This window comes from Pseudomonadales bacterium, from assembly GCA_013215025.1.
GTDB lineage: Bacteria > Pseudomonadota > Gammaproteobacteria > Pseudomonadales > DT-91 > DT-91.
Window position 1 is genome coordinate 1 of the sequence record JABSRR010000081.1, and the last position, 8,564, is coordinate 8,564.

The 8,564-nt window shown below is 45.4% G+C and carries 9 protein-coding genes; 8 read left to right on the forward strand and 1 reads right to left on the reverse strand.

All coding sequences use genetic code 11. The features are described 5' to 3' along the window. Positions 1-850 (reverse strand): hypothetical protein (locus HRU21_07360; GenBank protein ID NRA42113.1); only part of this gene is annotated, 850 nt, incomplete at its 3' end. Positions 851-1,047: 197 nt separating this feature from the next. Here HRU21_07360 and HRU21_07365 point away from each other — a divergent pair. From HRU21_07365 to HRU21_07400, 8 genes are all read left to right on the forward strand, one after another. Next, positions 1,048-2,673, forward strand: a complete 1,626-nt coding sequence (locus tag HRU21_07365; protein NRA42114.1) for a CTP synthase — start codon at positions 1,048-1,050, stop codon at positions 2,671-2,673. 34 nt (positions 2,674-2,707) lie between these two features. Further along, positions 2,708-3,553: a 3-deoxy-8-phosphooctulonate synthase gene (gene kdsA / locus HRU21_07370; GenBank protein ID NRA42115.1), complete on the forward strand. Its 846-nt coding sequence runs from the start codon at positions 2,708-2,710 to the stop codon at positions 3,551-3,553. A gap of 55 nt (positions 3,554-3,608) precedes the next feature. Further along, positions 3,609-4,898, forward strand: coding sequence for a phosphopyruvate hydratase (gene eno / locus HRU21_07375; protein NRA42116.1), 1,290 nt, complete (start codon positions 3,609-3,611; stop codon positions 4,896-4,898). Between the two features lie 365 nt (positions 4,899-5,263). Further along, positions 5,264-5,536, forward strand: a complete 273-nt coding sequence (locus HRU21_07380; GenBank protein NRA42117.1) for a septum formation initiator family protein — start codon at positions 5,264-5,266, stop codon at positions 5,534-5,536. An 8-nt stretch (positions 5,537-5,544) separates the two neighbouring features. Continuing rightward, positions 5,545-6,297, forward strand: coding sequence for a 2-C-methyl-D-erythritol 4-phosphate cytidylyltransferase (gene ispD / locus HRU21_07385; GenBank protein NRA42118.1), 753 nt, complete (start codon positions 5,545-5,547; stop codon positions 6,295-6,297). Continuing rightward, a complete protein-coding gene (ispF, locus tag HRU21_07390) occupies positions 6,297-6,791 on the forward strand; it encodes a 2-C-methyl-D-erythritol 2,4-cyclodiphosphate synthase (GenBank protein NRA42119.1) in 495 nt (164 codons plus the stop codon). The genes ispD and ispF overlap by 1 nt, the downstream gene beginning before the upstream one ends. Continuing rightward, the gene (locus HRU21_07395) at positions 6,775-7,866 is read left to right on the forward strand and encodes a tRNA pseudouridine(13) synthase TruD (GenBank protein ID NRA42120.1); all 1,092 of its coding nucleotides are present in this window, start codon (positions 6,775-6,777) and stop codon (positions 7,864-7,866) included. The genes ispF and HRU21_07395 overlap by 17 nt, the downstream gene beginning before the upstream one ends. A 51-nt stretch (positions 7,867-7,917) precedes the next feature. Then, on the forward strand, positions 7,918-8,564 hold a 647-nt coding region (locus HRU21_07400), incomplete at its 3' end, for a protein-L-isoaspartate(D-aspartate) O-methyltransferase (protein NRA42121.1).

The window sequence follows — 8,564 nt, forward strand, 5'->3', positions numbered from 1 at the left end:
GGCTCATTGCGATTATAGTGACGAGAATTGGTACTAGTGCCAACACTTTTTGCTGTCGTAATTGTTTAAAGCCAAAGGCAAACATGGCAATGGCCATAATGCTCAGTGCTAACAAACTATTACGCGCCGATGCCCAAATTAAAAATGTTACGCAAGCAATTAAAGCCATGCTATAGATGACTCTAATTGGCGTAGAGGCTGGTTTAAACCAAAGTAGGCTTAGCAGTGTAATCGCCGAGCATCCAGCAAGTTTGTCTTGGTCGCGAATATTTGGCCCCAACGGGGGGTTTCTAGCCCAGTTAAGGTGGCTGTGATCTAGCTGATGGAAAGCCCAGCTGTGAAAGACAAACATACATAAGGTGCCAGCGACTAGGGCTAAAAACCAAGATGAGGGTTTGGCCTTAGTATCGACTTGAACACAGGCGGCGCCGACGCAGATAATGATCATCAGTAGATCAAAGAGTAGGCGATAGCTTGAGAGTAGGGGCTGTAATGGGTGCTGGAGGTCAAGGTTGATCAGCCATGCTGCCAGCATAAAAAAGATCCAGCTGGCAAATAAAAAGAGCGACATTGGATATTGTCTACCTTGGTGAAGCAGCTGTTGCCTATGGCGGATGCAGGCAGTCAGACTTAGCCCGCTCAGTAATATGATAATGGCATAGTAATAAAGGGTTAAGCCAAGGCTGCCAAAGCTGAATGGCAAGCCGGCTAAAAAAGCAATAATAATAGCCTGGTAGATCTGAGCTAAAGACAGTGCAGGTTTCATGGCGCCAGAGATGTATTTAAAGGCCAAAATAGTAACACGAAATACGCAGCGATGATGCTGCTTATGCGCTTTTAACGACGACAAAACTCAGGAATTTCGTTGAACAACCGCGGTATTTTGTTACACTGGCACCCCATCTTAAGTAGGCTTATTCTCAAAGCCCACGTCTAGAATATTACTTTTTTGCGCTCTGTTTCGCGTACTTTCTTGTCCATTGGCATATCATGGCAGGGCGATATTAATTGTAATATATCTGTTGATAACTGATTTGAAGGCGATTTATGACACGTTTTATTTTTGTAACAGGTGGTGTGGTGTCATCCCTTGGTAAGGGAATTGCTTCTGCTTCGCTTGGCGCAATCCTAGAAGCCCGTGGTCTCAGTGTCACAATGATGAAATTAGACCCCTATATCAACGTAGACCCTGGCACCATGAGCCCGTTTCAGCATGGTGAAGTATTTGTTACCGAGGACGGCGCTGAAACCGATTTAGACTTGGGCCATTATGAACGCTTCGTATCGAGTAAGACAACGAAACGCAATAACTTTACCACCGGCAGGGTTTATGAAACCGTGTTACGTAAAGAGCGTCGCGGTGATTATTTAGGCGGTACCGTGCAGGTAATTCCGCATATTACTGATGAAATCAAACGCCGAGTTCTTGAAGGGCCAGCAGACGATGTTGATGTGTGCTTGGTTGAAGTGGGCGGCACCGTAGGTGATATTGAGTCACAGCCGTTTCTCGAGGCGGTAAGGCAGTTAAAGCTGGAGCTAGGTTCAGAACGAGCGATCCTTATGCACCTTACCTTGGTGCCTTATATCCGCACTGCAGGCGAGACAAAAACCAAACCTACCCAGCACAGCGTGAAAGAGTTACGCACCATCGGATTGATTCCAGACGTGCTCGTTTGTCGCAGCGAAGTTGAAATTGATGAAGGCGCGCGGCAGAAAATTGCCTTGTTTACCAATGTTGAAGCCAGAGCGGTGATTTCCTTACCCGATGCGCAAACCATACATGCGGTTCCACGCATTCTGCATCAGCAAGGCTTGGACAGTATCGTCGTTGACAAGCTGCGTATTTCGGCAAAGCCCGCAGACCTTTCAGAGTGGGACTGGGTGGTGCAAAATGAAATGCAGTCTACTGCAACTGTTAATATTGCCATGGTTGGCAAGTACATGGAGCTGCTTGACGCTTATAAGTCGGTGATTGAATCCTTAAAACATGCAGGCATCCACCACCAACATAAAGTGAAAATCGATTTCATCGATTCTGAAATTATTGAGCGTGAAGGTACTCAGCGATTAGCGGGCATGGACGGTATTTTAGTGCCAGGTGGCTTTGGCCACCGCGGCGTTGAGGGTAAAATTCTGACTGCACAATATGCGCGTGAAAATGCTATACCCTATCTAGGTATATGCTTAGGCATGCAGGTTGCAGTGATAGAGTATGCGCGGAATGTGGCGGGTATGAAAGGTGCGAATTCGACAGAGTTTTCGCAACAATCCGAGTTTCCGGTAATAGGCTTGATTACCGAGTGGGTTGATGCCTCGGGTAATACCGAGCTGCGAGACGAAAGCTCTGATCTTGGCGGCACGATGCGTTTAGGTGCACAGGAAACGCATATGGTAAACGGTACCCAAGCACGCGATGTGTATGGCAAAGATGTAATCGTTGAACGTCATCGCCATCGTTATGAAGTGAATAATCAGTATGTTGGGCGGTTACAAGAAGCAGGCTTAACCGTGGCCGGTTGGTCATTTGATGACACTTTAGTAGAAGTCATTGAACTTGCAGACCACCCCTGGTTTATTGCTACCCAATTTCATCCTGAATTTACTTCGCGACCACGAACCGGTCACCCCTTGTTTAAGAGCTTTGTCAAAGCTTCAATCGATAATAAAAAATAATATAACGAATACATAACTGATATAGGATAGAGCCATGGCAAGATCGATGATTCAGATTGCCGATATACAAGTCGCTAACGATTTACCCTTCGTGCTTTTTGGTGGTATGAATGTGCTAGAGTCTGAATCACTGGCGCATGAAATCGCCGCGCATTATGTCGACGTTTGTAGCCAGCTTAATATCCCGTATGTATTCAAAGCCTCTTTTGATAAGGCTAACCGCTCCTCATTATATTCGTATCGAGGCCCAGGTTTAGAGCAGGGCTTGAAAATTCTTCACGGTATTAAGCAGCAATTTAATGTACCTGTTATTACCGACGTGCACGAGCCCTATCAAGCTGAAGCTGTTGCAGAAGTTGCAGATGTTATTCAGCTTCCCGCATTCTTATCGCGTCAGACTGACTTAGTTGAGGCTATGGCAAAAACCGGTGCAGTGATAAATGTAAAAAAAGCGCAATTCTTAGCGCCTCATGAAATGCAGCATATCATCAAAAAATGTGAAGAAGCAGGGAATGATAAAGTGATGCTCTGTGAGCGCGGCACCATGTATGGCTATAATAATTTGGTGGTCGATATGCTGGGTTTTAGAACCATGAAAGCGATGCATGTACCCGTGATGTTTGACGTGACACATGCACTGCAAAAGCCCGGTGGCCGAAGTGATAGTGCTGATGGTCGACGTAATCAGACGCTTGATCTCGGCTTGGCAGGAATTTCACAAGGTATTTCATCGATTTTTCTCGAAGCGCACCCTAATCCTGATCAAGCCAAATGTGACGGCCCTTGCGCTTTACCATTGGATAAGTTGGCACCTTTTTTACAGCGCATGAAAGCGCTAGATGACTTGGTCAAAGGCTTCGATCCACTCACCATTGAGTAAGCATTCCAACTTTCAAATTAGTATTTAACGTTCAACGTATGGAGATATCCCTCTCATGACAATTATTGCAGACGTATTAGCGTTTGAAGTTTTAGACTCACGTGGCAATCCTACCGTAATGGCAGAAGTTGTATTAGAAGATGGCACGATTGAATCAGCGTGTGCGCCATCTGGTGCATCAACAGGTTCGCGCGAAGCTTTAGAATTACGTGATGGTGACAAGTCGCGTTATCTGGGTAAAGGTGTGCTTAACGCAGTTAAAAACGTGAACGAAGCCATTAAGCCTTTGTTAGTCGGTCAAGATGCTGCTGCACAGCGTGCGCTTGATAAAATTATGATTGATGCAGATGGCACAGAAAATAAAGAAAAGCTTGGTGCCAACGCGATTCTTGCAGTCTCGCTGGCAGCTGCTAAAGCTGCCGCTAAGTCGAAAGGTATTGAGTTGTATGAGCATATTGCGGAAGTAAATGGCACAGCAGGCCAGTACACCTTACCGGTACCTATGATGAATATTATTAACGGTGGCGAACATGCGGATAATAATGTTGATATCCAAGAATTTATGGTTCAGCCGGTTGGCGCTAAAACCTTCTCAGAAGCGATGCGTTGTGGTGCTGAAATCTTCCATGCATTAAAGAAAGTATTATCAAGCCGAGGTTTAAACACGGCTGTCGGTGATGAAGGTGGATTTGCACCAAACTTACCCTCAAATGAAGCAGCGCTTGAAGCAATTGAAGAAGCAGTAACAGCTGCTGGCTATAAGCTGGGTGAGGAAGTCACTCTTGCTTTAGACTGTGCTTCATCTGAATTCTATAAAGACGGTAACTATGACCTGGCGGGCGAAGGTAAAGTTTATGATGCAGCGGGCTTTGCAGATTATTTAGCAGCGCTTAGCGATAAATACCCAATCATCTCTATCGAAGACGGTATGGATGAGTCAGATTGGGATGGCTGGAAAGTACTCACCGATAAAATCGGTGACCGTGTGCAGTTAGTCGGTGACGATTTATTCGTAACCAATACTAAAATCTTAAAGCGTGGTATTGATGAGAATATCGGCAATTCGATTTTGATTAAATTTAATCAAATTGGCTCTCTTTCTGAAACCTTAGATGCTATCAAGATGGCGCAAGAAGCGGGTTTCACAGCCGTTATTTCTCACCGCAGCGGTGAAACTGAAGATGCAACCATTGCTGACCTTGCAGTTGCAACGGCTGCTGGCCAAATAAAAACAGGTTCTTTATGCCGCTCAGACCGGATGGCAAAGTATAATCGTTTATTGCGTATCGAAGCAGGCTTGGGTGAAAAAGCTGTGTACCGGGGAAGAGCTGAGTTTAAAGCCTGATAGGTTTTACTGAGTCTCGCACTGCGCATAGCATTTAATAGTTTATGTGCAGTTGCCGGCTGGTGCGATGAAAACATTGTGTTTCAATTTTAATATCATATACTAGGCAGAATATGGTCAATTTTTGATCATTTGCACATTTGATTTTTGCAAAAAAGTTATAGCTACATTAAAAGCAAAAGCTGATTTTAAAAAAGCTTAGCAACAGCGGCTTATTTATAATGACTTTTAAAAAGTCACTGATATAAAGTGACTTATGTAAAGTTACAAAAAGTGTCTTAGAAAGCTTAACTAAGAAAAAAAGCTAAGATAAAAAATGCATCAGTATTGATGCCATCAATAACCATGGAAACGTAGGTTTTTTAATGCGATTGTTAAACCTCGGTTTATTACTGATGCTTATTGCCTTACAAGCCTCACTCTGGTTTGGNGAGGGCAGCATATCGCATTATGTCGGCCTAAAGTCGCAAATTTCGCAGCAAGCGCTGCAAATTACTGAAATGCAGCAACGCAATGATGCCTTAGCAAGAGAGGTCTACCAACTTCAAAATGGTTACCAAGCCATTGAGGCTTTTGCACGTTCTCAGCTAGGTATGATAAAAGCTGACGAAACATTTTATTTAGTTATCGATAACTAATTCACTGCATGCCACCGATATCAAACAATGTAACCCCTCAGGTTTGGGTCATCTTACCTTGTGCTGGTATTGGCAAGCGATTTAAAGCTGATAAGCCCAAGCAATATTTAACCATTCATAATAAGACTCTGGTCGAATTAGCGCTGGAGGCGTTTCTGCTGCGCCATGATGTTCAAGGGGTTATTGTGCCGTTAGCAGAACATGATAATTACTTTGCTCAGTTAGAAATCGTGCAACAGTATGCCGATAAAATTATCACTGTGGCCGGGGGGGCTGAGCGGGTTCATTCAGTGCACAATGCGCTTGAGTATCTCAAGTTGCATAAGCTCTGTAAGGCTAACCACTGGGTGTGTGTTCACGATGCCGCTCGGCCGTGTGTCAATCAGGCAGATATTGATCGGCTGTTTGCGTTGATGACGCATGCTGAGGCCAATCAGGCCGGGGGCTTGTTAGCGATACCTGCAGTCAATACGCTCAAACAAGTAAATATAAAAGATGGCACCATGCTCGCTGAACAAACCATTGACCGTTCAACCATTTGGCAAGCGCTAACGCCGCAGCTTTTTCCCTTTGCGGCCCTTTACCAAGCAATGTCCCAAGCGATTGCAGAAAATAAGCAGATTACTGACGAAGCCAGTGCAATGGAGCTGGCCGGTTATACGCCTCAGTTGCTGCAGGGTGCGTCGAGTAATATTAAAGTTACAGAGCCTGCAGATTTGCCGCTGGCTGAATTTTGGTTACAACGAATGAGAGAAATCTAGTGCGTATTGGTCATGGCTATGATGTGCATCGATTTGGACCGGGTAATCAAATTACCTTGGGCGGCGTTAACATTGATTGCGACTATGCTCTGATTGCGCATTCGGATGGCGATGTGATGCTGCATGCGCTTGCGGATGCATTATTAGGCGCAGCAGCACTAGGCGATATTGGTAAACATTTCCCTGATACTGATCCGTCTTTTGCAAATGCGGATTCGAGAGTTTTGCTGCGTCATGTGATGCATTTGCTCAGTCAGCAAAACTATGCGGTGGTCAATGCAGATATCACGCTTATTGCGCAAGCGCCTAAGGTATCGCCTTACACCGAGCAAATGTGTGTCAATATTGCTGCTGATTTAGCGGTCTCGGCTGATCAGGTAAATGTCAAAGCGACTACCACAGAAAAGCTAGGTTTTATTGGCGAGAAAAAAGGCATTGCCTGTGAAGCTGTTGTGTTGATCCAGCAAGTGTCAACGCATGCATCAGCAAGCTAATATTGGAATGCAGCCTGAATATCTAAATTTAGCGGCTAGGTGGCCAAGGCTTGAGCATAACGTTACCTTTAAGCAGCGACCAGAAGATTTTTGTGTTGAAGAAGTGTTGGCCTTTACGCCCAGTGGAGAGGGCGAACATGTATTTCTATGGCTTGAGAAAACAAATCTCAACAGCCAGCAAGTGATCGGATTTATTGCGAGCAAGCTCAAGCTAGCTAAACGCGATATTGGCTATAGCGGTTTAAAAGATAAGTTCGCGCATACTTTACAGTACCTGTCTATTCCATGGCCAATAAAAGATCCTTTGCCAGACCTCAATACGCTGCAAGGAGACGGTTGGCGTGTCATTGCCATGCAGCGTCACCATAAAAAATTAAAGCGCGGTGTGCATCAGCTTAACCGCTTTACCATAAAGCTGGGTTTGCAGGATGAGCCTGTGACTGCAGATGGCGTTTGGTCAATGCTTGCCGATCGCTGTAATCTGCTGCAAAAATATGGCTTTGCTAACTATTTCGGTGCACAACGATTCGGCAGCAATGCGAATAACTTGTTCTCAGTAGCCCCGCTACTCAATCGAAATCTGCGAGTAAAAAAAGCCGAACGCGGTATGATTCTGTCTGCAGCACGGGCTTATTTATTTAACCAGTATATTGTTCAACGTTTGCTAGCGGGACAATTTGACCAGGCGCTAGTGGGCGATATATGGCAAATTGATGGTTCAGGCAGCTGGTTTAATGAACAGCTGTCTAGCGAAATTGAGCAACGTGTCAAGCAATGCGAATTACATCCAATGGCGCCGCTGATTGGGCGATCTGATAAGCTATTGCAAAACTTCTTGCAGTCTACTGCTGGCCAGTATTGGCAGCCTGACGACTTTAGCCTTGAATGGCCGGCGCTGCTTGCAGAAGCGGGTTTAGATACCCAATTTCGTGCGATTCGGGTATTACCGAAGCAGCTGCAGTTTAGGCAGCTTGATGATCTGCATGCAGAACTCTCATTTGCTTTGCCAAGCGGCAGCTTTGCAACGGCTTTATTGCATGAGCTTAATGTGCAAAACTATCGAGATTTGTCATGAGTCATCAAAAGCTTGTATGCTCTGAGAGCTTCAAATAAAAGAGTTTATGTTATGGTGCTAAAGTCGCAGTTTTCCGGTCGTGGCATGACTTCAATTCGCGCGCGTGAAAAACTCGTTATACGCTTGCAAGAACAGGGCATCACTGACCCTCGCGTGCTGCAAGCTTTCCAGCAGACTCCCAGGCATGTGTTTGTCGACGAGGCACTGGCAAATCGTGCTTACGACGATACAGCGCTGCCTATCGGGCATCATCAAACCTTATCGCAACCTTACTCGGTTGCCAAGATGAGTGAACTTGTGCTCGCTGTGGAGCCAAAAAAAGTTCTCGAAATCGGAACGGGGTCTGGCTTTCAAACTGCTATTTTAGCGCCCTTTGTTGAGCAGCTGATAACCATAGAGCGGATATTGCCATTACTCAAAAAGGCTCACCAACGTTGCCGCAGCTTAGGGATCGATAATGTGCGCTTCTTTCATAGTGATGGCCATCTTGGTCATACTGCCGAAGGGCCATTCGATGCTATTTTATCTGCAGCTGCCGCTAGCGAAATACCCGATGACTTAGTGCAGCAGCTTGCGCCAGGCGGAAGATTATTGTTGCCGATTCATCAGGATCAGACGAGCGAGGAGCAAGTGTTGTTGCAGCTTGATCATACGCCAAATGGATTCGTGAAAACCGTACTTGAAACCGTTAAGTTTGT